The following is a 23,434-nucleotide window of genomic DNA, read 5'->3' on the forward strand; positions in this document are numbered from 1 at the left end:
TTAGTTCTTGGTTCTTGGTTTATAATTAGAATTTTTTAAATACTGAATAAAGCCGCCAATCAGTTTTTTTATTTTTTCAGATTTCTCGGTTAATCCATTAAATTGTTCAATGCTAATATACTCAATATCGAGTGCAATATATAAGAGCGATTGGACTTCAGATGCAGACCGATAAGCATAATTGAGAAAATTGATAAATGACTTATTTGAACCGCTATCAAATCCTTCTGCAATATTTGTCATAATCGAAACAGCTGCTCTCTGCAGCTGGTCTTTGAATCCGAAATCTTTTGTAATGCTGCCACGGGAAGTAATCTTATAAATATCCTTAACAAAGATTCTGGCTTCTTTCCATGAATCAATTTCAGGAAATGATTCAATGTTCATTTATTAACAGCACTAATTATTACTCATCAACAAATAACAGCAAAGATCTAAGAGCATCGCATAACCGCAATATTATTGTTTGCTTGATTGATTGGATGCTTGACTGAAAGCCCTACTTCGAATAATCGACACGCCAATCATCATCAGGCACAGATTTATCAATTAGTGATTTAATAAATTTCAGCAATTTGTTTTCCAATTCAAAACATTTACCGTCGAAAAGATCGAACAAATTATTGCTGATAATTCCAGTATTAAAAAGAGCGAACATTTGAGAATAATTTTCAGCTAATGAACTGAGAGCAATATCAATAAACCGAATAAGTTCTTTCTTTGATCTTCTTGAATGCCCTTCTGTTATATTGCTATGAACAGAAAAAGAGGAATCAAGAATTTGAGATTTAAGTTTCAGATCAATTTTCAGATTTGAAAGCAAGTCGTATTCAATTCTGAACAATTCTATTGCTAACTTCCATATCTCAAGTTTTCTATAAGACCGATTAAGATTCTTATTCCGGCTCAATACTTCTTCATCAAGCATAATATATTAACTACTTCTTTCCACGCAATCAAACAACCAAGCATTCAATCTGAATATATTTTAAGCGTACGCTACCCTCCTACGCCCAGCGGATCAGTCCGAGTTCAAACTGATTGATCAGAATATCATTCTTAGGCAATATTCTCAAAGTAAAACCGAACTGGCCGGTATCCCTGCAGTCGATCTCTCCGCGGTATGAGTATTTACCTGATTTTGTTTTCTTCGGGTTGCAGGTCATATTCACATAGGAATGAGTCTTAAGTCCGTTTTCAACTTTACCGAAATAGATCTGCACATCCACATCATCGGGAGAAAGGTCACCCAGTTCAACTTCGGCAACAACCGGATATTTATTGCCAACTTTAAGATCGCCGTTCTTCTCTTCTTCAAGAATAGAGATGAATTTAACTTTATTCCAGTTGTCATAAACCTTGTTCTTCCATGACGAATATGCCTTCCCTTTCGCCTGGTTATTATCCATCAGCTCATGACGCTTTTCATAAGAAGCGAAATAAAACTTTTCGGCATACTGCTGAACCATACGGTGAGTGTTGTATACAGGTCCCAGTTGCCTCATTGAATTCTTCATCATCTTAATCCATCCGCGCGGAAGTTTCCCTTCGCTTCTATTATAGAAGAGAGGCACAATCTCCTTTTCAATCATTTCATAAATCAGCCGCGACTCAATCTCATCCTGGTAGTCGAGGTTATCGTATTCCTCGCCGTTACCGATCTTCCAGCCTACGTGATAATCGTAAGCTTCATCCCACCATCCGTCGAGAACCGAGAGGTTTAGACCGCCGTTAGCAATAATTTTCATACCCGAAGTACCGCTTGCCTCCAGAGGCCTTCTCGGATTATTTAGCCAGACATCGCAGCCTTCGACCATATAGCGCGCTACGTTCATGTCATAATTCTCGATGAAGACGATTCGCTTACGGAGATAACTTTCTTTTGTCATCGCGATAATATCCTGGATCAGCTTCTTCCCTTCCTCATCCTTGGGATGTGCTTTGCCAGCGATGATGAACTGAACCGGATAATCCGGATTGGCAATTAAACTTGTGAGCCGTTCGATATCCTGAAAAATAAGTGTTGCTCGTTTATACGTCGCAAAGCGTCTCGCAAATCCGATAGTTAAGGCGGAAGCATCTAGAACTTCTTTAGCGGCATTGATCTCGGAGGAAGACCCTCCGCGGTTAATGATCTGCTGTTTCAATCTCTTGCGCGCGAATGCGACGAGGCGTTCGCGCCTTCTCTCATGAGTGCGCCACAATTCCTCATCGGGAATCTCCTCAATTCGTTTCCATGTATCGGGATCGGAAGGATTGCGCATAAACTTTTCGCCCATATACCTGTAGAGCAGCTCCTGCATGTCGTTTGACAGATGGGAATGAAGGTGAACACCGTTGGTAACGTAATCGATCGGAATCTCATCGAACGGTACGCCGGGGAAACCGGACTGCCACATTTTCTTTGATACAGTTCCGTGAAGGCGGCTTACACCGTTAACATATCCTGCCATATTCATGGCAAGGTGGGCCATGTTATAGTTGGAAGCAGGTTTATCTTTGATGATTGTACCGAGTCCGTAGAATTCTTTATCGGTGATTCCGAGTTCATGACGGTAGTAATTGCCGAAATATTTTTCGATCAGGTCATTCGGGAAGATATCGATGCCGGCAGGAACCGGCGTGTGGGTTGTAAATACGTTCGAATAAAAATTTATATCGTGAGCTTCTTTGAAACTAAGGTTATAGAGTTTCATCAGGGTTCTTATTCTCTCGAGCGCGAGGAAAGCCGAATGGCCTTCATTCATATGGCAGACGATCGGTTTAATTCCGATTGCGTGAAGTGCGCGAATACCTCCGATACCTAGGACTATCTCCTGCTGAATCCTGGTTTCATTATTACCACCGTATAAAGCGCGGGTGATCTTACGGTCCTCTTCATTATTCTCAAGAACATTTGTATCTAAAAGATAGAGAGGAACACGTCCAATCTGAATCTTCCAGACCTGCAGATAAACTTTTCTGCCGGGAAAATCGAGTTCTATTTTGAGAGGAGATTTATCCTCATTGGTAACTAACGTAAGGGGCTGATTGTAGAAGTCGGTAATCTCGTATCTCTCCTGCTGCCATCCGTCGGATGTAAGATACTGCTGGAAGTATCCTTCCTTGTAGCAGAGTCCGATTCCAACTAAAGGCAATCCGAGGTCGCTTGCCGATTTAAGATGATCGCCGGAAAGGACACCGAGTCCACCCGAGTAGATCTGGAGGCATTCGGTAAGTCCAAACTCAGCAGAAAAGTAAGCTACGACATTTTCCTTATCGAATTTATAATTTTTCTGATACCAAGTTTTCTCTTCCATATAGATTGAGAGCTGGACATAAACTCGGTTCATGTGGGAGATAAAGCTATCGTCTGTAGAAACTTCGTTAAGGCGTTCCTGGCTGATTTTGCCGAGCATAAGAACGGGATTATGGTAAGTCTCATCCCAGAGTTTTCCGTCGAGGCGCCTGAAGAGATCTATTGCGTCGTGGTTCCAGGTCCAGAACAGGTTAAAGACAATTTCGCGAAGCGGTTCTAATTTTTCGGGCAGAGCCGGGACAACATTGAATCTTCCAATATAATTAACCATTTACTCCTCTTAACTTTCAGTGATATTCAGATTTACGGCTCAAATTTAAGAATTTTGCGGCAATAGCAAAGAGGAAATATTTGGGAGCGGAGAAAGGAGGAATGGAATAATGGAATAAGGGAATGCTTGGGTGATGATGGTTCTTAGTTCTTGGTTCTTAGTTAAGGTAGAGTGACAAGGTGACAAAGTAACAAGGTGACAAGGGAGTGATGGGTGATGGGTAATCGGATGACAGAGGACAGAAGTGTGAGGACGGAGAAAGAATGCTTGGATGCTTGGATGTTTGAATGATTGAGGGGTGAGTTGTTCTTGGTTCGTAGTTCTTAGTTCTTGGTTCTGAGTTCGGAGTTCTTGGTTGAAGAAGGTTTCTGTTTTTATTGAGCGGGTGATTTTATTAAATTAGTCAATCAATAATCACGGTAAATGAATGGAAGGAATCTTCAGTCTTCTAACCGGAATAATTCTCGGATCTTTTCCGACCGCATATATATTATTAAAGAGATACCGGAATATCGACATCACTGAGAACGGATCGGGAAGCGTTGGAGCAATGAATTCTTTCCGTCTCTCAAAATCGAAGTTGCTCGCCTTCTCTGTTTTTCTGATCGATTTTCTTAAAGGTATGATTACTGTCTACCTGATCGAACTCATCTTCGGCGATTTCTTCATATTAAAAATGATGGGATTGATCGGGGCTGTCTTAGGCCACTGCTATTCATTCTGGATTAAGTTTAAAGGCGGGCGCGGACTGGCGACAACGGCAGGCGGTGCATTATTAATTTCATATCCGTTAGTGGGTATCTGGGTTATAATGTGGTTAATTGCTTTTGCATTTAGAAGAAGCATTCATTTTGCTAATTTCGCAGCGTCATTATTAACTGCTTTACTGGCATTGACATCGGCAGATATTCTAAATAAATATACTTTTCCTGGCGCCGACACTAATTTTGAGTTTTCTTTAACAGTAGTATTTCTTTTAATAATTATTCTGTTAAAACATATTGAACCGATGAAAGTTTATATAAAACAACAAGCTGAAAAATCGAGGAAGGATTAAAATGAGTAATGTAAAACTAATTGCAGCAACCGCAATTATTACACTGGCAATTGCTTCGGCAGTTTTTGCATTTATTATCAACAGGCCGGCAGACAACGGAATACTTGAAAGTCCGGGAAATGACAATACAAGTCTGAATGCCGCTTTCACATCGTTTCAGGATACGGTTCAGGATAATATAACCGGCACGCGCCAGACGATCATAACCAAAACAGCGGCGATGGTTTCCCCTGCCGTAGTCGGAATTAACGTAACCGAGATCCGCCAGGTGCGCGATATCTTCTCGATGGATCCGATGTACAGGTATTTCTTCGGCGACAGGGTTTACAATCAGCAGATTAAAAATTTAGGTTCGGGAGTAATTATTTCCCCCGACGGATATATACTTACAAACGATCACGTTGCCGGCAATGCAGTTGAGGCAATTATAACAATGACCGACGGCACGCAGCATGAAGCAAAAATAATCGGAAGCGACCAGTCTTCGGATATCTGCCTGCTTAAGATTGACGGCGAGAACCTGCCGTATGTAAAGATCGGAGACTCGGACAAAATCCTAATTGGTGAGTGGGTCATCGCACTTGGAAATCCTTTCGGGCTCTTCGACATCAACGACCAGCCGACAGTAACCGTAGGAGTAATAAGCGCAAAGGGAATGAACATAGGAGCCGAGAAGAACAGATATTACGTTAATATGATTCAGACCGATGCGGCAATCAATACGGGAAACAGCGGAGGCCCGCTGGTAAACGCATACGGCGAACTAATCGGGATGAATACGCTTATCTATACCGCAGGTTCGGCGGGAAACATAGGACTCGGATTTGCGATTCCGATCAACAAAATAAAAAGAGTAATTGAAGAGCTGAAAACGAACGGGAAAGTGGACAGGGATTTCTGGACGGGTTTAAGTATTCAGACGATAGACCAGGCAATTGCAAAAGCATATAATCTTAAGAGCTCGAGCGGAGTGATAGTGACTCAGGTACTTCCGAACTCCCCTGCCCAGAAAGCGGGCATTGAAGTTTATGACATCATTACAGGCATAAACAATTTTAAGATCAACAACGAAACGACAATGATCGGAAAACTTCAGGAATTCAGAACCGGAGATGCTCTTGACGTAAAAATTTTACGCGACGGCAATTCAATGATAAAGAAAATGAGACTGGAGAAAAAAAGATGATAGAACGTTATACCCGTCCGGAGATGGGGAAAATCTGGGAGGAAAGTTTTAAGCTGGATACATGGCTTAAGATCGAGATATTAGCTTGTGAAGCGCGTGCCGAAATGGGATTTATTCCGAAAGAGGACCTTGATGAGATAAAATCCAAGGCCGCTTATGATGTAAAGAGGGTTCTTGAGATAGAAGAGACAACAAAGCACGACGTGATCGCATTCCTGACAAATGTAGCAGAGTATGTAGGTCCGGCATCGCGACACATTCATTACGGAATGACATCGAGCGATATACTTGACACCGCGCTTGGCTACCAGATGAAATCCGCCGGCGAGATTCTGCTAAAAGGGATGAACGGATTAAAGGAAGTATTAAAGAAGAGAGCACTTGAGCATAAGGAATCGTTATGCATCGGAAGAAGTCACGGAATCCATGCCGAGGAATATTCGATGGGATTAAAATTCGCTTTATGGCATGAGGAAGCCAAAAGAAATATTGAGCGGTTAGAAAATTCGATTAAGAGTATAAGCACGGGAAAGATTTCCGGCGCGGTAGGAACGTTCGAACACCTTTCACCAAAAGTTGAAGAGTACGTCTGCAAAAAATTAGGATTAAGTCCGGAACCTGTCGCAACACAGGTTGTGCAGAGAGACCGTCACGCAGAATTTTTAAGCACACTTGCAATAGTCGGAGCTTCGCTCGAGAAGATCGCAATTGAGATCCGGCATCTGCAAAGGACGGAGGTTCTTGAAGCGGAGGAATATTTCTCCAAGGGCCAGAAAGGTTCATCGGCAATGCCTCATAAACGTAATCCGATTATAAGCGAAAGGATTACCGGTTTAGCGCGCATTCTAAGAAGCAACGCGATGGCAGCGCTTGAGAATGTAGCACTCTGGCACGAGAGGGATATATCCCACTCATCGGTCGAGCGGGTAATAATTCCCGACAGCTGTATTGTTCTTGATTACATGTTAGGACTTGCCACAAAGCTTGTAGAAAATCTTTTAGTCTATCCCGAGAATATGATAAAAAACTTAAATCTTACGCGGGGATTAATTTTCTCACAGAAAGTTCTGCTTCTTCTTACCGAGAAAGGGATTTCGCGGGAGGATTCATATCAGATTGTCCAGTCTTCGGCAATGAAAGTATGGGAGGATAAGAATACAAATCTGCTTGATGAGCTGATGAAGAATGAGAAGGTTAAAGGGATTATAAGTGAAGATGAACTTAAGAGTATTTTTGACAATAAAAATCTGCTTAAGAATATAGACTATATATTTAAGAGATCTGTGGAGGGGTGAGTCGTTCCGGGTTCTTAGTTCTGGGTTCGTGGTTCTTGGTTGTAGAAGAATAAATAGTTGAGAACGTTTGCTTTGGTGCTTGATTGATTGGTTGATTGATGGGCGGGTTGTACTTGGTACGTAGTTCTGAGTTAAGATGTAGTGACAAAGAAACAAAGTGACAAGGTGACAAAGGAAGTGATGGGTGATCGGTGAAGAGTAATCGGAAGACGGAAGTCGGAAAACAGAGGTCGGAGGACGGATAAGGATTGCTTGCGTGATTTGATGGTTGGATGATGAAAGCGAATTATTATGTTTTTGGTTCTTATTTCACAGTTAGTCGTTGTTAGTTCGATTTTTCGATGATTTTGCATATTCATTAAGTTAAAACTCAATTATCCCATATAAAAATCATTTTTAGATTTTTTGAGTTAAACCTTCCTTAAAAGCTACCTTTAACCTATATTTAGATACCATCCAAAAACTAACAATTTTCGCAAATAACATGATATTGACAAAATTGAAGCGAAATATTATATTAGCACTCGTTATTTTAGAGTGCTAATTAATTTCCATAATAATAGGAGGTAGAAATGGCTCAATTTAAAATCCAACCGCTTCATGACCGCGTAATTGTAAAACCGAAAGAAGCTGAAGAAACAACAAAAGGCGGCATCATCCTTCCGGATACAGCAAAAGAAAAACCGATTGAAGGAACTGTTGTAGCAGTAGGCGAAGGAAGAGTAAAAGAGGACGGAAGTGTTGAAAAACTGACCGTTAAAGCCGGCGACACTGTACTATACGGAAAGTACTCCGGTACTGAAGTAAAGATTGACGGCGAAGAATATTTAATTATGCGCGAAAGCGATATTTACGGAATTGTAAAGTAATTCAATATCAGCTTTGATTGATAAAAGTTTTTTAGAAAATAAAGGAGATATAATATGGGATCAAAAATAGTAGAATACAGCAGCGATGCACGCGCATCGTTAAAGAACGGCGTTGATAAATTAGCCAATGCGGTTAAAGTTACATTAGGCCCGAAAGGACGTAACGTAATTATCGACAAAAAATTCGGTGCTCCGACCGTAACAAAAGACGGTGTTACAGTAGCAAAAGAGATTGAACTTGAAAACCCGATTGAGAATATGGGTGCCCAGATGGTCCGCGAAGTTGCCTCAAAGACAAGTGATGTTGCAGGCGACGGAACAACCACAGCCACCGTATTAGCCCAGGCAATCTACCGCGAAGGACTGAAGAACGTAACAGCCGGCGCCAATCCGATGGACTTGAAGAGAGGTATTGATCTTTCAGTTTCTAAGATTGTTGAATACTTAAAATCGATCAGCAAAGAAGTAGGCGGACGCGAAGAGATCGCCCAGGTAGGATCAATCTCCGCTAACAACGATAAGACAGTCGGAAACCTTATCGCTGACGCAATGGAGAAAGTTGGCAAAGACGGTGTAATAACAGTCGAAGAGAGCAAATCAGCCGAAACAAACCTCGAAGTAGTTGAAGGTATGCAGTTCGACCGCGGATACATTTCACCCTACTTTGTAACCAACTCCGAGACCATGGAAGCAGTTTTAGAAGACCCTTACATTTTAATTCACGACAAAAAAATCTCCGCAATGAAGGACTTACTCCCTGTTCTTGAAAAAATAGCACAGGCAGGCCGTCAGCTCGTAATCATTGCTGAAGACCTTGAAGGCGAAGCTTTAGCAACATTAGTCGTAAATAAATTAAGAGGAACACTCAAAGTATGCGCAGTTAAAGCTCCCGGATTCGGCGACAGAAGAAAAGCAATGCTTGAAGATATTGCAATCCTAACAAACGGAACAGTTATTTCCGAAGAGAGAGGATTTAAATTAGAGAACGCAACGTTAGAATATTTAGGCCGCGCAAAGAAAATGGTTGTTGATAAAGACAACACAACAATCGTAGAAGGCGGCGGAAAATCCGACGACATCAAGAAGAGAATCAATGAAATCAAAGCCCAGATTGAAAAGACAACATCCGATTACGACAAAGAAAAACTCCAGGAACGCCTCGCGAAATTGTCAGGCGGCGTAGCTGTTCTTAAGATCGGTGCAGTTACAGAAGTTGAAATGAAAGAGAAGAAAGCAAGAGTTGAAGACGCGCTCCACGCTACACGCGCAGCAGTTGAAGAAGGTATCATTCCCGGCGGCGGTGTCGCATTCGTAAGAGCAATCGCATCATTAGATAAGCTCGAAGGCGAAAACGTTGACCAGAATACCGGCATCAAGATCATCCAGAAAGCACTCGAAGAGCCGTTGAAGCAGATTGCTGCAAACGCAGGCCTTGAAGGCGCAGTTGTGCTGAACAAAGTTCTGGAAGGAAAGAACGATTTCGGTTTCAACGCAGCTACAGAAAAATATGAGAACCTTGTTAAAGCAGGCGTTATCGATCCTACAAAGGTTACAAGAACAGCTCTTGAAAACGCAGCTTCAGTTGCTTCCCTCTTAATCACAACCGAAGCAGTAGTTTACGAGAAGAAAGAAGAAGAAAAACCAATGCCACCGATGCCGCACGGCGGAATGGACGGAATGTATTAATAATTAGTTCTTGGTTCTTGGTTCGTGGTTCTTAGTTCTTGGTTCTTGGTTAATGTAGAGTGACAAGGTGACAAGGTTACAAGGTGACAAAGTGACAAGGTGACAAAGGAAGGTAATGAGTGATCTGTAATCGGTGATCTGTTTTGGGTTAACTGAGGACAGAGGACGGAAAGGGATTGCTTGGATGCTTGATTGATTGTTTGTTTGACTGCTTGGTGAATAATAGTTCTTGGTTAAATAGAGAAAATAAAAAAGTCCCGTGATGAGCGGGACTTTTTCTTTTTAAAATTAATTTTGTCTTATCAGATCATTTTGCGGAAGTAATCGAGTGTAAGTTTAAGACCCTCTTCCCTTTTGACTTTTGGAGACCATTGAAGGAGAGATTTTGCGCGGGATATATCGGGCTGACGGACTTTTGGGTCATCTTCGGGAAGATCATTGTGAATTATTTTACTCTTTGAACCCGTCAGACGTACAACTTCTCCGGCAAAATCAAGAATTGTAATCTCCTCGGGATTTCCGATATTGACCGGAAGATTTTCATCCGAGATAAGGAGCCGGTAAATTCCATCAATTAGATCGCTTACATAACAGAAACTGCGCGTCTGGTTTCCATCGCCATAAACTGTAATATCCTCTCCCCTTAACGCTTGTGAGAAAAACGTTGGAAGGGCGCGCCCGTCGTCTATTCTCATTCGAGGGCCGTATGTGTTAAATATTCGAACAATACGTGTATCGAGTTTGTGATAGCGGTGATATGCCATCGTAATTGCCTCTGCAAATCTTTTAGCTTCATCATAAACACCGCGCGGACCGACCGGATTTACATTACCCCAATAATCCTCAGTCTGAGGGTGGACTAATGGATCACCGTAAACTTCAGAGGTTGAGGCAAGCAGAAACGTTGCGTTCTTTTCTTTTGCCAGTCCCAATGCTTTGTGAGTTCCAAGGGAGCCCACTTTAAGAGTTTGAATCGGAAGTTTAAGGTAATCGATCGGGCTAGCCGGTGAGGCAAAATGAAGTACGAAATCGACACGTGACGGGACATGGATAAAATTGGTTACGTCGAGCTTAATAAACTGAAAATCTCCGTTGCCAAAAAGGTGTTCGATATTTTCGAGCCGGCCGGTAAGGAGGTTATCGAGGCAGATGACTTTAATATTTTCAGCAATGAGTCGGTCGCAAAGGTGAGACCCTAAAAATCCCGCCCCTCCGGTAACAACAGCAACTTTTTTTTCCATAGCTGAATCAGACCTTCATCCGGCTTTTCTTAGAACCGTTAGTCGGACTGGAGTAGTAATAATAATATTTATAATATGAACTGTATCCGCTTCTATAGCTGAAATTATTGAGCAATACTCCAAGGAATGATGAATTATCACGGTTCAATACTTCAACTGATTTTTCAAGCAAGTCTATTTCTGTATAATTCGAAGAGACCACCAGAATAGTACCATCGACAACCTGGGCTAAAATTTCAGAATCGGTAACAGCAATTAACGGAGGCGAGTCAATTACGACATAATCGAAATTGTTCTTTAATTTCTGAAGGAAGCCCTCCATCTGGCTGGACCCTAAAATCTCAGAAGGGTTAGGCGGAATTGTACCGGCGCTAACATAGTAGAGATTATTTACTTCGGTTGTACGGAGGATATCTTCAAATGAAGTTTGTCCGAAGAAATAATCAGTAAATCCCGGAAACCGCTTATGTCCGAACACAGAATGGATCCTTGGTTTTCTTAAATCGGCATCAAGAATAAGAGTTTTAAAATTTGCCTGGGCAAAACTTCCGGCTAAGTTAACCGAAGTGGTTGTTTTACCTTCCTGACTAGTTGGTGATGTAATAAGTATAACCTTAAGAGAATCTTTATCGATTTTTGAAAATTTGATCCTTGTGCGGAGAGCTCTGTAAGCTTCGCTTGCGCTCGCGTCCGGTTTTTTGGATACAATAAATTCAAACTCTTTATTTGCCGGATCGATTCCTTCGATCTTAGGGATCCAGGCAAGAATATTAATATTCTTTTTCTGAATATCTTCGGGAGTTTTTATTGTATTATCGAAATGGTTACGCACGAATGCAAATCCGACACCCATGCCGATACCCATAACAAGTCCAACGAGAACAATCATGAGCCGATTCGGTTTGGAAGGAGAATTCGGTACAAGGCCTTCATCAACCATTAACACATTTCCGGGTACCGACTGTTCGTTAATAATTGCCTGCTGGTATCTTTCTTCGACCTGAGTAAAGAGTTTTTCATAGGATGACTGTTCCCTCTGAAGACGCGCAAGGTCAATAGTACTAGTAGGGAGTTTGTTTAAGCGCCTGTCGTAATCATCAACAATTTCATTTAATTTTCTGTAAGAAGCTGACAATGCCTGATACTTAACTTCTTCTTCTAAAACTTTCCGGGTTAGATCTTTAATCTCAGCAGGACTAGATGAAAGAATACCTGCTCTATAAACAGAAAGCTGATTGTTTAACTTACTTTTTAATTCTTCAATCTTATTATCGTAGTCTTTCAACAACTCATTTTTTCTTTGAGTATTGGTATTAGTCGACATAGCACGATCTTTCTGCGTCATAAGATCGGCTATTTGAGCCTGAAGATTTTTAATATAGGGTTCTGTTGCGAAACTTTCGATATAATCTTTTATGTCAGGGTCCTGCTTATCAAGTTCAGCTTTATATTCCTTAAGAGTTCTTTCAGTAATAGTAAGATCTATCTTTGTAGCATTCATCTTTGCTTCAAAATCAGAAACCTGTGCAATAAGTGTCCGGGCCTGTTCAGGAAGCTGAACGATTCCTTTCTGTTCCTGATAAGCTAAAAGCGTTTCTTCAACTGTTGCAAGTTCTTTCAATTTTTCTTCACGCTGCTGGGCAAGAAAATTCTTAATAGCAGTAAGCTGAGTACGGTTATGGGCAAGATTAAGTTCTTTATAAGCCGAGGCATAAAGATTTGCAATTAATCCTGCTTCCTTGGGTGATTCGGATTCGACTGATATTTCGACAATATCCAATCCCCTCTTCTGATCAATTGATACACTTCCCCCTAAGACTCCGACGATACTATTTGTCTTAAGTACATTTAACGGACCATTTTTATCATCAGGTTTTTCAATAATTAATGAAAATGATTTTTTATCACCGCTAATCTTGAAAGTGTCAATAAGCGCATTGGCAACTATTTCACGAAGTTTATAGCTTTTCAGGATTTCAATTTCATTTGCAATAAACCGGTCGCTCCCAAAATCCTGAAACTCAGGCATGAGAGACCCTTCTAAGATGCTTCCCGACGGTTTAGCAATTTTAAGGACTGTTGTTGATTTATATATATTAGGAGCATTGACTGCATAGATTACTGCTACGAGCAGACCTGTAATACTAATTAAAATAATGGGCAAGAGGTTAAGACGTATAAGATTCCAATAATCCCGAAATGTATTTACATCCTGACCATTATTATTAAAACTATTATTATCCATATCTTCCCTTAATTCTTAACTAAATTTAAAACCAGAATTGCGATTGATACAAGGGCACTTAAAATAGTAGCCCACATCGAGACAAGGTCGCGAGCATAATACCTTGGAGAACCCGGCACAACAAGAATATCACCTGCTTCGATGAAAGGGTTGTTTCTATTCCTGGAATCAAGCTTGGTTTCCCAAAGTATATCATTATAATCATAGACAAGCATTTCCTGAGAACCATCTTCCTTGTTTCGATAAAGCTTTATTTCATCAAGATGCGAATCATTAGTCGGGCCACCGGCAAAAGAGAGAAGATCTAAAATGGTTGTGTAAGATGGGACGAGGTACTTACCCGGATAACGGACAAAGCCCCAGACAGCAACTTTGATATTTACTGCTTCGGGATCAGAGAGGTCGTAATAGCCAGTCTGCTGATATTGAGTACGGCTTAATTTCGAGCCCAATTCATAGTCAGTTATCTGACCGAATAAATTGCTGCTATATATAAAAAGTATTGAACAAAGCAGGAAGAAATATTTCTTCATGATTTTACCCGGGATTAATTTGTGTCGGAAATTTTTAGACTAATTCTGTTTGAGGCGAAATAGCTGCCGAGCAATCCTAATAAAAGCCCCATAACAAATGTGATAATGTGAATAGCCCCAAACGCAAGTGAAAATTTAAGACTAATATTTATAGCAGTCAACATATTCAAAATTATATAATTAATTAAGAAACAGATAAAAGACGAGAATAACCCTATTAAAACTGAATAGAGAATTATCGGAATTTTAATTGCCGGGAGTTTAGCCCCGACTAATTTCATTGTCCTGTAGAGATTTTTATTGCTTTCGTACTGAAGCCGGTTATTGCTATAGACAAGATAGACCGAAAGGAAGATTAAAAGTATTGAGGCCAAATAAACAACGTACTCGATGGAGCGGAAAACTTTGAGAATCCTAACGACCAGGTTAAAATCGTAAACAACGTCCGAGACACCCGGGAGCCTCTTAAGCTCATCGACAAGACCGTCAAAGTTCTTCTCGGTAACCATATCGGGCTTAAATTTAATTGTAAAGGAATTCGGAAGCGGGTTTTCCTGAAGCACAGCCCTGAAATCCTCCCCCGTCTCACGGATAAATTCCCTGGCTGCTTCATCTTTCGAGATAAACTTTGAAGAGTAGATAAATCCTTTGGCCTTTAACTCCTCTTTTACCTGCTCAATATCATTTGAAGAGATCGGGTCATTAAGGTAGAGATTAACCTCAATATTCTGTTTAACCCGGTCGGAAAAATCCCGGGACAGGAAGATCAGAAAAACAGAAAGGCTCGAAAGGAGGATCGCAATGGTAGTAATTGTAATCGTGATAATCGTAGCGATTGAGGAGCGCCTGAAAATTTTAAGAGTTTCTTTTAAGTAGAAAATTATCATGTCATTGGTACTTCGTTCTTAGTTCTTAGTTCCCCTCAAAAAGCGCGGGGCAGGCTTCGTTCTTGGTTTATTTTGTCAGAAATTTGATTCATCATTCCAGCGTAATATCCGCCACTTATCTTCTTTATCTTTCTTCAATTCCAAATTAACCCTCCCGTCAACATAAATAATGTCGGTGGGATTAAACGTAATGGTTAAATTAAAACTTCTGATGATTCTTGTCGAGTCCCCGGTCATCGAAATAATATTATTCCAGATCAGGTCGAGCCGCTGAGTATTCTGGAAGAGTCCGTAGGTAACCTTCATTTCTTCGTCGCGTCCCCAGTTATTATCAACGCCAAGGTTATAATCCCTGAAAGAGAAGATAAATTCGGGATCAAGGAGCTGGCTGTAGATCAGGGTATCCTTAAATGTATAGGCATACTGAAAATTCTGGAAGACCCCGTTAACCGTCTTGCGGTCGCTGATCAGACCACCCTGAGCCCCAAGATTTTCATCAATCTCCGGCGCGAAAGGATTAACGCAACTGTATATGAGCAAAGGAATTAAGACGATTAAAATAACTTTTTTAATAGGTCCTCCCTTTAAGGTCACTCCAAGAAAGAAGGTTCTCTTTTTTTATATCCTGCCAATCGACAATAACCCATTGATTGCGCGAATCCAGGAAAATCTTAAACAGAGCCGAACCCGAATAATTACCCGCTAAGTTAGGATTACCGGAGGAAATTTGTAAGGAATAATTGAGCGTATAGATAACGCTATCCCCCTGCGGGGTATTTACAGCATCGCTGAAAGAAGCCGTTATGCTCCCGCCCTGACTTAAGTTAGCCCTTAAATTTGTAAAATACTGCCGTTCGGAGGTAAAGTTCCAGGAATTAAGTACCGGGTACTGAGTAACAGACCCTGAAGCAGGGACAAATGAGAAACGTTTTCTTAAGAAAGACGAATCGACAAAGCAGGCAAGGTAATTCTCAGCAATCTTTTCATTAATGGAATTTTTAAGGTTTTGAAAGAGGATTTGAGGCGATGTGGCCGGAATATTATTCGAACCCGGTTTATCGGGCTCCTCGGGATCCCGGGTTGTAAGTAAGTCGCAGGAAATAACCAAGAGACTAAATAACAATATTGAGAATATATTTTTCATTTCTTAAAAATCATAATCAGCCGTGTGGATGTTTCAGCATCGAAGGCAGAACCATCGTAGCCTCCGAATAGACCGTTCACACTATAACCAAAACCCTGAAATTGTTCAAGTATAAAATCTTTCGGGTAGAGCTTGACCGATTCAACAAACTCTTTTATGCGACCTTCCTTTGTAATAGAAATTCTTTTAACTACTCTGCCCTCTTCAATTGAACGGCTCTCTTCTATTTTTAGTCCATCGAATTCCTTAACAGAATACGGTATGATTTTGCCGGTCAGATAATCCTGATTAAGATAATCGAGCACGTAATAGCCGCCCTTTCTTAAGAAACCGAAAGCATTTTTTGGAAACCTGAAATTCTCTTCATCAGAAGAAAAGTAACCGAAGCTGGTAAAAAGATTAAGGACCAGATCAAATTGTTCTTTAAAGGTGACCTCCCTTAAATCACTTCTTAAGAAATTACCTGAAGGATTATTTTTTTTTGCTTCAAGTAGGAAAGGTTTGCTTAAATCGAAACCGACTACATAATAACCCAGAGAGGAGAGATAATTCATATGACGCCCGGATCCGCATGCAGCATCCAGAATGGTGTGATCTTTTGATATACTGACTTTGGAGAGTATAAGGTCGATCAGTTTTTTTGCGTCGTTATCGTCCCGATGAAAATAGACCTGATTATATTCCTCCGACGAGAACCAATCTTTGAACCAGTCACTCTGCATTTTTTTTGCCAGGGTCCTTTTCCTTAAAGAGAAATCCTGCCGATGAAAGCCCGTCCTATAGTAGCAGCGTCCGCAAATTCAAGATCCCCTCCAATCGGAAGTCCCCGGGCAATGCGCGAGATTTTAAGGGGATAACTTTTAAGGAGTTTAGTTAAGTAGAGAGATGTAGCATCACCTTCAGCATCGGGATTAAGAGCAAGTATTACTTCCTTAATCTCCTTCTCCTCAATTCTCTGAACAAGCTCTCTTATGTGGAGCGCATCAACCGACACGTTAGCAAGCGGGTTTAAGACGCCGCTTAAGACGTGATAGAGTCCGTTAAATTCGTTTGTCTTCTCAATTGCTATTACGTCGCTTGCCTCTTCAACAACGCATAGAACTGAGCGGTCCCGTTTATGGCTGCTGCAGATATCGCATTTTTCATCAACCGAAAGATTAAAACAGACCTGGCAAAACCGGATCTTGGACTTTAAATCCTGAAGAGACGAGATAAGTGAATCTACATTTGCCTGAGAGCTCTTAAGCAAATGGAGCGCTAAGCGCTGGGCGGTTTTCCGTCCGATTGAGGGAAGTTTGCTCAGCTCATCAATAGCCTTCTGAAGCGGTTCTGCGATCAGCACGGCTTATAATCCCGGAATATTGAAACCCGGAGGGAGCATTCCTTTGGTAACACTTGCCATCTCCTCTTCGGCCAGTTTCCCTGCCGATGCGAGAGCTTTATTCACCGCGGCAACTACCAGGTCCTCGATCATTTCTTTGTCGCCGCCTTTTAATACTTCATCATCTATATTGATCGAAACAAGTTCTTTTTTTCCGTTTGCCGTAACTTTAACCATACCGCCGCCGCTTTCCTCTGTGACGGTTTTATTTTCCAATTCAGACTGAACTTTAGCCATATCGGCCTGCATCTTCTGAATCTGTTTTAACATACCCTGCATATTTAAATTCATTTATCCTCCGTTAAAGTAGAAATAGATCCGGCTTTCTTTAAGTTTGCCGGAATAACCGGGTGCAAAAATTAGCAAAAAAAATAATGACAAGAAATTAAAGCGGGAAAATATTACATTTGTGCCGGTATTCTCTATTAAACTAACAACGAATTGATGATAACAAAGTACGGTTTAAATACGTTTTTAATTTCAGCCGGGTTTTCCGTCATTCTGATCATTATTTCGCTCTTCATCAGCAACGGATGGATTAAATACCCGCTTCTATTATTGGGAATAGCTTTTTTATTGTTCAATCTCAATTTCTTCCGCGACCCTGAGCGGACACCCCCAAAGGAGAAGGATGTAATAATCTCCCCTGCAGATGGAAAGATTGTAATTGTTAAGGATGTTTTTGAGAAGAGGTTTTTGGAGAGTGAAGCAACTCAGGTTTCGATTTTTATGTCACCGCTTAACGTTCATGTAAACCGGATTCCAGTAGACGGGAGAGTCGATTTCTTAAATTACATCAAGGGTGATTATCTTGTTGCATTCCACGAGAAGGCCGATTTAAGAAACGAGCGGAGCGAGATCGGAATAACCGGGCGTTACGGGAAGATGCTCTTTACGCAGGTAGCCGGATTCATTGCCCGAAGAATTGTATTCGACCTTAAACTGGGCGATCAGGTTACGATGGGAGACCGTTTCGGTATGATCAAATTCGGAAGCCGGTCGGATGTAATAGTCCCGAAAGGATGGAAACTGAATGTAAAGCTCGGAGATATAGTAACAGCCGGAGAGACAATTTTATTTGAGTATGCGGATGAATAAACCCCTCATTTCCAAGGCATTCATTGCCAACTCGGTTACTTCAATGAATATCTTCTGCGGCTTTATGTCAATAATCTATACTTCGCAGAATAATTTTAAGTACGCGGCAATCTTTATAATCACGGCAGCGATATTCGACACACTTGACGGAATAGTAGCCCGCCTGCTCGATACAACGAGCCGGTTCGGCGTAGAGCTCGATTCACTATCCGACGTTGTAAGTTTCGGCGCGGCCCCATCGTTTCTGATCTACAAAGCATACGCGTTTCAGTTCGGGCCATGGGGAATTCTCTTAAGCGCATGCATATTAATTTTCGGCGCGCTCCGTCTTGCAAGGTTTAACGTGATGACAGAGGATCTCAAGACCAAAGGGGATTTCACGGGACTTCCGATCCCGCTTGCTGCCATCACGATGACGCTTCTTTTCTTCTCCTTCTATAGGGAGGGCCGAATAATCGACCCGATAAGTTATATCGTTACCCCGCTGATAATTCTTTTATCGATACTAATGGTAAGCAAGATCCGTTACAGCGCACTTCCTAAACTGAAAGACAGGAAGTTTAAGGAGAAGATATTTCTTTTTGTAATACTTATCGCGGCATTAATACTTACAATAATTACAAACGGTCAGACTCTATTTTTTATCTTTTTGTCGGTGATACTGTTTGGTATCCTGCGGCATTTCTATTATATGATAACCGGCAAAAAATTTGAGAACGGAAGCGGAAATTAGTTACAAAGATTAAAAAAATTCCGGAGCAGAAGTGTATAAAGCAACAGTAATTGTAAAAAGAAGGCCCAAGATTTTAGATCCCCAGGGGAAAGCAGTCGAGCAGGGCGCAAAACTTCTCGGATTTCATAACGTAAAGCAGACAAGAATCGGAAAGTATATCGAGTTCTTCGTTGATACAACGGATAAGTCGCTTGCAGAAAAGGAAGTAAAAGAATATTCCGAAAAGCTTCTGTCGAATCCGATCATGGAGGATTTTGAGTATACACTCGAGGAATACGAGCCGGTAAAAAAGGATAAGAAGAAATGAAACCGAAGTTCGGAGTTGTAGTATTCCCCGGTTCCAATTGCGATTACGATGCCTATTATTCGGTTAAGAAAGTCTTAGGCTATGATGCGGAATTCCTCTGGCATAAGGAGAAGGACTTAAAAAACTGCGACGCAGTAATTCTACCGGGCGGGTTTTCCTACGGGGATTATTTGCGGACGGGTGCCATTGCGAGATTCTCTCCGATACTCGACTCCGTAGTGTCTTTTGCGGAGAAAGGCGGGATTGTATTCGGAATCTGCAACGGGTTTCAGATTCTGCTTGAAGCGGGGTTACTCCCGGGAGTTATGCTTCAGAATGAATCCCTTAAATTTGTCTGCAAGGATATTTATCTTAAAGTAGAAAACAAAGAGACAATATTTACCAAAGGGATTAAACAAGAGACAATAAAGATTCCGATAAAACACGGCGAAGGAAATTACTTTACCGATGAAGAGACCTTAAAGGAGTTGAAAGAAAACGGCCAGATTATTTTTACTTACTCGTCTCACGACGGACATGTAAGCCACAAATATAATCCGAACGGTTCGCTTCATAATATTGCCGGGATCTCAAACAAAAGAAAGAACGTAATGGGAATGATGCCACATCCTGAAAACGCATGCGATCCGATACTCCGAAAGACAGACGGCGCTTTAATATTCAAATCGATCGCTTCCCATTTCAAATAAGAAATTTCAATAAAAATAAATGCGAGGGACATTATGTTCGGTAATTTAGGAGCAACTGAAATAATTCTTATAGTGCTTGCCATTCTGATTTTATTCGGCGCAAAGAAAATTCCTGAACTTGCCCAGGGTGTAGGAAAAGGGATGCGCGAGTTCAAGAAAGCAATGCGCGAGGTTGAAGACGATATTAAGATAACCGATAAACCCGAAGAGAAAAGCGATAAGAAATTAGAGAACTGATTTCTTTTTAGAAAGACATAAATTATTAATCAGGAACAAAGTTTATTGACCGGCTATAAAAACCATTCCGAAAAATTAGAATTAATCCGATCCGGGTCTTTAAGTCTTAGAAGCAATATTGAGTATTTCCTTTCGAAAGCCGGAGAGAATAAAGACTTAAACGCGTTTAATTTTCTATTCGAGGATTCTTATTCCGAGGCAGAAAAGATTGAAGAGAGAATTAGGTCCAATAAAGCCGGCCGGCTTGCCGGAATGGTAATCGCCATTAAAGACGTTCTCGCAATTAAAGACAAGCCACTTACCTGCTCATCTAACATTCTTAAAAACTTTGAATCCGTTTACACCTCAACTGCCGTTGAAAGACTAATACGTGAAGACGCGATTATAATCGGGAAGACCAACTGCGATGAGTTTGCAATGGGTTCCTCTAACGAAAACTCGGCTTTCGGAAAGGTCCTGAATCCGATCGACAAATCGCGAGTGCCTGGAGGTTCCAGCGGCGGATCAGCCGTCGCAGTTGCAGCCGGATTATGCGACGCTGCATTAGGAACTGATACCGGGGGTTCCATCCGTCAGCCCGCCGCCTTCTGCGGAATCTTCGGGCTTAAACCAACCTACGGAAGAGTCTCGAGGTACGGACTAACGGCATACGGGTCATCATTCGATACGATAGGACCGCTGGCGAACAGTCCTGAGGATCTGGCTCTAATTCTGGAAGTAATCTCTGGGCATGACCCCAATGATTCAACATCGGTTAATATTCCCGTTCCTGAATTTTTAAGTGAAATTTATTCGGAGAAAAAGTTTAAGATCGGACTGCCCAAAGAATATTTTGCCGAAGGGCTCGATCCGGAAATAAATGAGGCAATTCAGAATCAGATAGCAAAATTAAAATCCTCCGGTCATGATGTTCAAGAGGTCTCACTTCCCCACACTGAGTATTCGATCCCGACTTATTATATCTTGACAACGGCAGAGGCCTCGTCAAACCTTGCGCGCTACGACGGAGCCCATTACGGATACCGTGATAAGAACTCATCGACCTTAAAAGAGATGTATGCTTCCAGCCGTTCGAAAGGATTCGGAGGTGAGGTAAAGCGGAGAATTATGTTAGGAACATACGTACTTTCTGCCGGCTACTACGACGCTTATTACCGGAAGGCCCAGAAGGTAAGGCGGTTATTGAAACAGGATTTTGACAATGCATTTAATGAAGTTAACCTCCTTCTGACACCCACGACTCCAACTCCACCGTTTAAGATCGGCGAGAAATCGACCGACCCGCTTAAGATGTATCTTATGGATATCTACACAACCTCAGCCAACTTAGCCGGAATACCGGGTATAAATATTCCGATCGGCAAAAACCGCGAAGGATTACCGATCGGAATGCAGGTGATGGCAAAGGGATTCGATGAGTTAAGTCTGCTGCAATTCTCAAGCAAGTATTAAGAGAGGCTCAATCCCCTTCTTAAATGAAAGGAATTGAGCCTATTACCTGAAAATGAAATCACAATCCGAACTATTTAATAAGTATCATTTTTTTAATAGAAGAATAATTACCGGTACTTAATTTATAGAAGTATACTCCGCTTGAAAGTTCGGCAGCATTAAAAGTTACATTATAGGTACCCGCAGGTTTATATTCGTCTACTAAAGTAGCAACTTCACTTCCGAGCAGATCATAAACCTTAAGTAGAATTTTCTGATTGAGTGATCCATTATCTCCCGAAGGAATAGAATATCTTATAGTTGTCTCTGGATTGAACGGATTGGGATAATTCTGAAGCAAAGAAAACTCTGATGGAATACTATTATTGTTATCAGCAACAGAGACGATTCCGTTTTCATTAAAGACTGCAAGGCCGGCATAAGTCCCGATCCACTTATTTCCGCCGGCATCAACCGTAATAAAATGGATTGTATTGTTAGGCAGATTAGAATTTGTAGTGTTGAATGTTGTAAACGAAGTTCCATCGTATTTAACAATACCATATTGATCAGTTCCTAACCAGATAACCGAATTTGATTCGGCAGCAACGGCTGTTATGGAATTTGTAGGGATATTTGAATTCGAGGTTTTGAAAGTGGTCATCGTAGTATTATCATATCTTACAAGTCCGCCTGAAGTACCAATCCATTTAACACCATTAGGTGCAATTGAAATCGACATAATATTATTATGAGGCAGTCCGGTGCTTGAAATCGGGTTTGATGGTTTGTAGACTGTCCATGCCTGGCTTCTGTTAAAGCGCGCAAGTCCGTCGGGTGTTGCAATCCAGAGTTCATTATTCTGATCTAAAACCATATCCCGGATTTCGTTATACGGGAGCTGAGAGTTTGATGAGTTATAGTTTGTCCAGTTCTGTCCGTCAAATTTTGAAAGACCGCCCAACGATCCGATCCATTTGTTTGACTGATTATCAATTACAATTGAATAGCGGACATTATTATGAGGCAGATTCGAGTTGCCGGTATTATAGACTGTCCAGCCCGACTGCCCGGTTGACAGTCCGGTAAAGTAAGCAAGTCCGCCGCCGTTAGTGCCAATCCACTTATGCCCGTTTGCGTCGATGGCCATCGAGTAAACAGTGTTATTCGGAAGACCTGAATTCGTTGTGTAATATGAAGTCCATGTACTTCCCGTCAATCTTACCAGGCCGGCATATGTCCCAAACCACTTATTTCCGGAGTGATCCACGGCCATCGTGTAGATACGGTTGTCAGGCAGATTGGGGTACTTATAAACTGTCCATTGATTCTGGGCTTGTAGCCAGCAAGCCATAATTAAAAACAGTAACAGAATAGATTTTTTCATCTCTCCTCCAGATAGTGACATAATACAGTTTCATTTTTCTTCAATAGAAAGTGTTGTTCATCCTTCAATATTTCATGAAGACGAGTAAAAAAAATGATCCTGTTGTTTCCACTCCCTTCCCATGAAGTTATTTTTACTAATTCATGACAGGAGTGATTATTTTTAGTCGAGTATCTTTAAGACCCGTGGAAGGTAAAAACCGGATCCGTCGATTACTCTATAATGTTGATAAAATAAGAACTAATATTTATGTGAGAACTAATTAATAAAAAAGGAGTTTTAATCAGATTCAAACATCTTCGAATCTGAAAACATTATATAAATTCCCCGACTTTATGGCAAGCAGAATCGTTAATATGATTCCGGTAAGTTGAGAAGAATCAATACATGATTAATTAAAACGAGCGGAAAGAAACATCTAAACAGAGGCAAATTAATAAGGTAAATTATTGAATCCTT

Annotated in this window: 24 protein-coding genes; 11 read left to right on the forward strand and 13 right to left on the reverse strand. The window is 41.2% G+C overall.

Going from position 1 to position 23,434, the window contains the following annotated elements; genetic code table 11:
• From PLZ15_10875 to glgP, 3 genes are all read right to left on the reverse strand, one after another.
• The gene (locus tag PLZ15_10875) at positions 1–387 is read right to left on the reverse strand and encodes a four helix bundle protein (GenBank protein ID HOI30246.1); all 387 of its coding nucleotides are present in this window, start codon (positions 385–387) and stop codon (positions 1–3) included.
• A 112-nt stretch (positions 388–499) separates the two neighbouring features.
• Positions 500–928 carry a four helix bundle protein gene (locus PLZ15_10880; GenBank protein ID HOI30247.1) on the reverse strand — a complete coding sequence of 143 codons (429 nt, stop codon included), beginning with the start codon at positions 926–928 and terminating at the stop codon, positions 500–502.
• 79 nt (positions 929–1,007) lie between these two features.
• Positions 1,008–3,569 (reverse strand): alpha-glucan family phosphorylase, encoded by a 2,562-nt coding sequence (gene glgP, locus PLZ15_10885; protein ID HOI30248.1) that lies wholly within the window; start codon positions 3,567–3,569, stop codon positions 1,008–1,010.
• Between the two features lie 427 nt (positions 3,570–3,996).
• Here glgP and PLZ15_10890 point away from each other — a divergent pair, with 427 nt between their 5' ends.
• The 5 genes from PLZ15_10890 (at position 3,997) to groL (ending at position 9,662) form a co-directional block, all read left to right on the forward strand.
• Positions 3,997–4,626 (forward strand): glycerol-3-phosphate acyltransferase, encoded by a 630-nt coding sequence (locus tag PLZ15_10890; GenBank protein HOI30249.1) that lies wholly within the window; start codon positions 3,997–3,999, stop codon positions 4,624–4,626.
• Between the two features lies 1 nt (position 4,627).
• Positions 4,628–5,812, forward strand: coding sequence for a trypsin-like peptidase domain-containing protein (locus tag PLZ15_10895; GenBank protein HOI30250.1), 1,185 nt, complete (start codon positions 4,628–4,630; stop codon positions 5,810–5,812).
• Positions 5,809–7,107, forward strand: coding sequence for an adenylosuccinate lyase (gene purB, locus PLZ15_10900; GenBank protein HOI30251.1), 1,299 nt, complete (start codon positions 5,809–5,811; stop codon positions 7,105–7,107). The genes PLZ15_10895 and purB overlap by 4 nt, the downstream gene beginning before the upstream one ends.
• Positions 7,108–7,679: 572 nt before the next feature.
• Positions 7,680–7,976, forward strand: coding sequence for a co-chaperone GroES (groES, locus tag PLZ15_10905; GenBank protein HOI30252.1), 297 nt, complete (start codon positions 7,680–7,682; stop codon positions 7,974–7,976).
• 54 nt (positions 7,977–8,030) lie between these two features.
• On the forward strand, positions 8,031–9,662 hold the full coding sequence (gene groL, locus PLZ15_10910; GenBank protein HOI30253.1) for a chaperonin GroEL: 1,632 nt from the start codon (positions 8,031–8,033) through the stop codon (positions 9,660–9,662).
• A 302-nt stretch (positions 9,663–9,964) separates the two neighbouring features.
• Here the strand turns inward: groL and PLZ15_10915 are convergent, their stop codons facing one another.
• The 9 genes from PLZ15_10915 to PLZ15_10955 all read right to left on the reverse strand — a co-directional run bounded on the left by PLZ15_10915 (position 9,965) and on the right by PLZ15_10955 (position 17,384).
• Positions 9,965–10,903 carry an SDR family oxidoreductase gene (locus PLZ15_10915; GenBank protein HOI30254.1) on the reverse strand — a complete coding sequence of 313 codons (939 nt, stop codon included), beginning with the start codon at positions 10,901–10,903 and terminating at the stop codon, positions 9,965–9,967.
• A gap of 7 nt (positions 10,904–10,910) precedes the next feature.
• Complete coding sequence (locus tag PLZ15_10920; GenBank protein ID HOI30255.1) at positions 10,911–13,148, reverse strand: polysaccharide biosynthesis tyrosine autokinase; 2,238 nt, start codon at positions 13,146–13,148, stop codon at positions 10,911–10,913.
• Between the two features lie 8 nt (positions 13,149–13,156).
• On the reverse strand, positions 13,157–13,681 hold the full coding sequence (locus PLZ15_10925) for an SLBB domain-containing protein (protein HOI30256.1): 525 nt from the start codon (positions 13,679–13,681) through the stop codon (positions 13,157–13,159).
• A gap of 14 nt (positions 13,682–13,695) precedes the next feature.
• Positions 13,696–14,568 carry a permease-like cell division protein FtsX gene (locus tag PLZ15_10930; GenBank protein ID HOI30257.1) on the reverse strand — a complete coding sequence of 291 codons (873 nt, stop codon included), beginning with the start codon at positions 14,566–14,568 and terminating at the stop codon, positions 13,696–13,698.
• A gap of 75 nt (positions 14,569–14,643) precedes the next feature.
• Positions 14,644–15,108 carry a hypothetical protein gene (locus PLZ15_10935; GenBank protein ID HOI30258.1) on the reverse strand — a complete coding sequence of 155 codons (465 nt, stop codon included), beginning with the start codon at positions 15,106–15,108 and terminating at the stop codon, positions 14,644–14,646.
• A gap of 28 nt (positions 15,109–15,136) precedes the next feature.
• Entirely contained in the window at positions 15,137–15,712 is a 576-nt protein-coding gene (locus tag PLZ15_10940) for a hypothetical protein (GenBank protein ID HOI30259.1), read from the reverse strand.
• Positions 15,709–16,434 (reverse strand): class I SAM-dependent methyltransferase, encoded by a 726-nt coding sequence (locus PLZ15_10945; GenBank protein HOI30260.1) that lies wholly within the window; start codon positions 16,432–16,434, stop codon positions 15,709–15,711. The genes PLZ15_10940 and PLZ15_10945 overlap by 4 nt, the downstream gene beginning before the upstream one ends.
• Before the next feature lie 23 nt (positions 16,435–16,457).
• Positions 16,458–17,054, reverse strand: coding sequence for a recombination mediator RecR (gene recR / locus PLZ15_10950; protein HOI30261.1), 597 nt, complete (start codon positions 17,052–17,054; stop codon positions 16,458–16,460).
• A 3-nt stretch (positions 17,055–17,057) separates the two neighbouring features.
• The gene (locus PLZ15_10955) at positions 17,058–17,384 is read right to left on the reverse strand and encodes a YbaB/EbfC family nucleoid-associated protein (protein HOI30262.1); all 327 of its coding nucleotides are present in this window, start codon (positions 17,382–17,384) and stop codon (positions 17,058–17,060) included.
• Between the two features lie 153 nt (positions 17,385–17,537).
• Between PLZ15_10955 and PLZ15_10960 the strand changes: the two genes are divergently transcribed.
• Genes PLZ15_10960 through gatA form a run of 6 tightly spaced genes read left to right on the forward strand, consistent with a single transcriptional unit; the run spans position 17,538 to position 21,609 of the window.
• Positions 17,538–18,191: a phosphatidylserine decarboxylase family protein gene (locus tag PLZ15_10960; GenBank protein HOI30263.1), complete on the forward strand. Its 654-nt coding sequence runs from the start codon at positions 17,538–17,540 to the stop codon at positions 18,189–18,191.
• Positions 18,184–18,924 (forward strand): CDP-diacylglycerol--serine O-phosphatidyltransferase, encoded by a 741-nt coding sequence (pssA, locus tag PLZ15_10965; protein HOI30264.1) that lies wholly within the window; start codon positions 18,184–18,186, stop codon positions 18,922–18,924. Before PLZ15_10960 ends, pssA begins: the two co-directional genes overlap by 8 nt.
• Positions 18,925–18,955: 31 nt before the next feature.
• Positions 18,956–19,231, forward strand: a complete 276-nt coding sequence (gene purS / locus PLZ15_10970) for a phosphoribosylformylglycinamidine synthase subunit PurS (protein HOI30265.1) — start codon at positions 18,956–18,958, stop codon at positions 19,229–19,231.
• Entirely contained in the window at positions 19,228–19,920 is a 693-nt protein-coding gene (gene purQ, locus PLZ15_10975; GenBank protein ID HOI30266.1) for a phosphoribosylformylglycinamidine synthase subunit PurQ, read from the forward strand. Before purS ends, purQ begins: the two co-directional genes overlap by 4 nt.
• A gap of 33 nt (positions 19,921–19,953) precedes the next feature.
• Positions 19,954–20,157 carry a twin-arginine translocase TatA/TatE family subunit gene (locus PLZ15_10980; GenBank protein ID HOI30267.1) on the forward strand — a complete coding sequence of 68 codons (204 nt, stop codon included), beginning with the start codon at positions 19,954–19,956 and terminating at the stop codon, positions 20,155–20,157.
• A gap of 45 nt (positions 20,158–20,202) precedes the next feature.
• The gene (gatA, locus tag PLZ15_10985) at positions 20,203–21,609 is read left to right on the forward strand and encodes an Asp-tRNA(Asn)/Glu-tRNA(Gln) amidotransferase subunit GatA (protein HOI30268.1); all 1,407 of its coding nucleotides are present in this window, start codon (positions 20,203–20,205) and stop codon (positions 21,607–21,609) included.
• A 70-nt stretch (positions 21,610–21,679) separates the two neighbouring features.
• Here gatA and PLZ15_10990 read toward each other — a convergent pair whose 3' ends face one another.
• The gene (locus PLZ15_10990) at positions 21,680–22,975 is read right to left on the reverse strand and encodes a two-component regulator propeller domain-containing protein (GenBank protein HOI30269.1); all 1,296 of its coding nucleotides are present in this window, start codon (positions 22,973–22,975) and stop codon (positions 21,680–21,682) included.
• Positions 22,976–23,434 lie beyond the last annotated feature (459 nt).

It is taken from the genome of Melioribacteraceae bacterium (assembly GCA_035362835.1).
Lineage (GTDB): Bacteria > Bacteroidota > Ignavibacteria > Ignavibacteriales > Melioribacteraceae > DSXH01.